This window comes from Tessaracoccus lubricantis (genome assembly GCF_039544535.1).
GTDB lineage: Bacteria > Actinomycetota > Actinomycetes > Propionibacteriales > Propionibacteriaceae > Arachnia > Arachnia lubricantis.
In genome coordinates this window covers 1-2,383 of the sequence record NZ_BAABLV010000060.1, presented here as the reverse complement: position 1 = coordinate 2,383, position 2,383 = coordinate 1, and the positions used below count along the sequence as shown (strand labels likewise).

The 2,383-nt window shown below is 65.9% G+C and carries 4 protein-coding genes; all 4 read right to left on the bottom strand.

Annotated elements, in window-relative coordinates:
• Positions 1 to 1,143: DNA polymerase III subunit beta (locus tag ABEA30_RS15495; RefSeq protein WP_345584454.1), on the bottom strand; the 1,143-nt coding region annotated here is incomplete at its 3' end.
• A 234-nt stretch (positions 1,144 to 1,377) separates the two neighbouring features.
• Positions 1,378 to 1,887, bottom strand: coding sequence for a hypothetical protein (locus ABEA30_RS15490; protein WP_345584452.1), 510 nt, complete (start codon positions 1,885 to 1,887; stop codon positions 1,378 to 1,380).
• Position 1,888: 1 nt separating this feature from the next.
• The gene (locus tag ABEA30_RS15485) at positions 1,889 to 2,095 is read right to left on the bottom strand and encodes a helix-turn-helix transcriptional regulator (protein ID WP_345584450.1); all 207 of its coding nucleotides are present in this window, start codon (positions 2,093 to 2,095) and stop codon (positions 1,889 to 1,891) included.
• 39 nt (positions 2,096 to 2,134) lie between these two features.
• A partial coding sequence (locus tag ABEA30_RS15480) for a DUF932 domain-containing protein (protein ID WP_345584448.1) occupies positions 2,135 to 2,383 on the bottom strand: 249 nt, incomplete at its 5' end.

Genomic DNA, 2,383 nt, shown 5'->3' with positions numbered 1-2,383 from the left:
GAAGGTGCCGTCGGGGTCGTGGAGTTTGAAAGGTTTGTGGGGTTGGCCGAGGTGGATCTCGATGTTGTCGGTGGTGAACGCGGTGAGGGCTGCGGCGAGGTAGGTGGGGTTGGCGGCGCTGGCCCACGGTTCAGGGTTGCCGTCGCGGGTGATGGGGATGGCGGGTGCTTTGGCGGTTCCCTTGTCGGTGCCGGGGGTGAGGGTGAGGGTGTCGGCGGTGACGTCGATGCGGGCGCCGACGCTGCCGCTGGCCAGTGCTTTGGTGATGGCGGCGGTGCGGGTGGCTGCGGCGGCGAGGGTGGTGCGGTCGATGGTGAGGGTGCTGTCGGGGTTGATGTCGAACAGCTGCGCGACGCGGGGGTAGTCGCCGGTGGTGGGGGCGACGAGGTGGGCGGTGATCGTGTCGGTGGCGATCGTTGTCCAGGTGCGGCCGTTGTGTTCGGCGGTGCCGATGTGCAGCTGGTCGCCGTCGAGCAGTTTGAGCAGCTTGCCGGTGAGGGCGCCGGGCAGCACACCGTTGTGGTGGGCGTTGGTGGTGTCGGTGGCGATGTGGCCGCGCGAGATCCGGTAGCGGTCGGTGGCGATCAGCACAACCCGGTTGGGTTCGGCGTGCAGCTGCACACCGGTCAGCAGCGGTACGCAGCTGTCGGTGGCGGCGGCGGGCTGGACGCGGGTGAACATGGCGGTGAACGCGGCGCGGTCGACGACGACGGTGGGGTCGGGCATGGCGGGGGCCTGCGGGTAGCTCGACACGTCACGGGTCACGGCGATCGGCAGCTGGTAGCCGGACAGCTCCACGTTGAGGGTGTCGTCGTCGCCGGCGGTGTCGACGATGCGCACGGTGGCGGTGTCCAGGTCACGCTTGGAGGCGCCCTTGGTCGCGGCAGTGAGCAGCGCCTGCAGCTGGGCGTGGGCCACGAGCAGTACGCCGGGCTCGATGCCGGCGGCGGGGATCCGCACGCGGATCTCGGCCTGATCGGGCACGGTGGCGGTGATCACGAGCTTGTCGTCGATGGCGAGCAGCTCCACGTGGCGAGTCGCGTCACGGGTGGTGCTCAGCGCCAGCGCGGTGGCCTTCAAGCCGTCGATCACGTCGCGGTAGGACACCTCGCACGCCAACCCGGTTGCAGCAGTTGCAGTCATGGAAAATCGCCCCTTTCTGGGCTTGAGGGGAGCTGGTCAGGCTCCCTGTATCGGATACCCCGATCCTACCGGCCACCCCCCACAAAAACAGCCGGTCCCCACCCCCACGACCCGGTTAGGGGCTGTGGGGGTGGGGGTGTTGCCGGGGCCGGTTCACTGCCCCGGCAACACCCGTGCCCCGGGAACGCAGAACCGCCGCCGGCGATGGGCCGACGGCGGTTCTGAGGCGACGCGTTACTCGGCGTCGTAGCGAGCCAGTCGCTTCTCGACGGATCTCGACGCAGACTCGCCCACCACGTAGTTGAAGGCGTAGTAGATGACGAAGCCGCCAACCAGAGACAGCGCGGCGCCGACGATCATGCCCGCGGTTCCCTGGAGGAAGGCGGGAACGATGGCCTGTGTGTCACCGAGGGTGAGGCCGACAACGCTCAGGGCGGCGATGGCGATGGCGAAGAGCCCTGCGTCGATGAGATAAGCCCGCTTGCGCTCCGCCTTGGCCTCCGAGGTGTCCTCGGTGGGGAGTTCGTTGCCCAAGAAGGTCTTGGGTGCCTCGGCGCCGCCTATCATCCGCATGAGGAGCGCCAGCATGCCACCTGACCCGAGCAGTGTGAGGATTGCCCAACCGTTGTTGACGTCCTTGGTCGTCACGTATTCGTACACCAGCACGCCCAGCGCCACGAGGGCGATCAACCCGAGAACGATCATCGATGCCCTGCCAGCGTTGAGTTCTTGCCGCTCGTCCATGTCAGTTGCTGCTTTCTTCCCAGAACAGGGAGTTGAGGTCCGTGTGGAGGGCCTTGCAGATGTCGATGCACAGCTTGAGCGTTGGGTTGTGGTCGCCGGCCTCGACCATCGAAATGGTCTGCCGTGAAACGCCCACGATCTTGGCCAGTTCCGCTTGGGTGAGGTCCAAGCTCATTCGAGCCAACCGCATCTGCTTGTTCAGTGACATCTCCACGCCTCCTTGATGTCAACTATAAGCGACATGAAGTCAGGAATGCAAGACATACTGATAGCCCGACTTGAACACACCCAAAACCTGGCCGGTGTCGGGGTGCACGATCTGCTTGCGCGTCTCATCCATGATGGTCTGCACACCCTCATCAGTGATGATGATCGCGGCCGAAACCGCTTCGATAGGCTCCCAGCCGAACAGACGGCGACGCACATCGGCCACCGGTATCGCCCCGGTGTAGTGGTTGGGCTCATCGCCCTGCAACGACTCGCGGTAATGCCAAGC